Below are 1,073 nucleotides of genomic sequence, written 5' to 3' on the forward strand. Positions count from 1 at the left end.
ATGCTGATCTTGTCAAAGCTCACATCGGGATTGCTGCCTCCCGAAGCGCCGCTCTTGATGACGAAGTAATAGGTCTTGCGGCCGGTGCCGCCCACCTTGATGGTTGCTGCCTTCACCGCGCAGGCATTGCTGAAGCCGGAATCCCAGCCCGCGCAATCCCAGGTGCTGGCCTTGGCCACCAGGCCCACGCCGGTATCGAAGTTGCTGTTGACGGCGTTGGTGACCATGCCCCAGGTGCCTTTGCCTGAGCCGCCCGCCGGGCTCACCAATTTGTAGGCCCACGAGGTGGACGCCCAACCATAGCTGGCATAGGTGTCGTAGGTTGCGCGGCCGATCTGGCCGCCCAGGTCCAGGCCCGCACCCTGCCAGGGTTGAAACTCACCCACGAGCAGAGGGATCTTCAGATCGCTGACCTGCTTGTTGTAGGCGCAGACACCGGCGGTGCCCGCCGACCCGCAGCGCAGCCAGTCGCGGTGGATCATGTAGGGCGAATCGCCAGGCCTGTCACCAAACAGGCCGGGGTAGGGGTGGATCTCGAAGGCGACGTTGGTGAAGCCCTTGGCTGTCGGGTTGCCATAGCCGTCGATGTTGCCGTAGTGGCTGGGCAGCAGCACGATGTGCTTGTCATCGATGGCGCGGATGGTTTTGTACAGCTCCTCGACGCGCGCCACCATGGCTTCGGCGGTGGAGCCCCAGGGCTCGTTGAGGGGATCGTAGGCCGCAACCACAGGCTCGTCCTTGTACCTGGTGGCGATCTGCTGCCACAGCCACTTGGTGCGCTCCTGCGCTTGCGCGTCCGTCCAGTATTTGTTCTGGCCGGCGCAACCCGTGTGATCGTTGGGCGTCTGGCCGCCGGGAGCGCCGTGCAGGTCAAGGATCACGTAGATGCCGCGCTTCCTGGCCTCGGCGATGCTCCAGTCCAGATACTTCCAGGCATCCGCGCGCAGGGTCTTGGGCTTCTTCTCGTCTTCGATGACGCTCCACAGGATGGGCAGGCGGACGATGTTGAAGCCGAAGGCCTGCAGTTGGTCCCAGTCGCGCGTGGTGATCCAGCTGTCGCGGAAGAGCTTGAT

The 1,073-nt window shown here is 63.7% G+C and carries 1 protein-coding gene; it reads right to left on the bottom strand.

The features are described from left to right. Nucleotides 1–1,073: glycoside hydrolase family 5 protein (locus tag AC1DU6_RS32380; protein ID WP_477862330.1), on the bottom strand; the 1,073-nt coding region annotated here is incomplete at both ends.

The organism is Roseateles sp. P5_B10 (assembly GCF_056400485.1).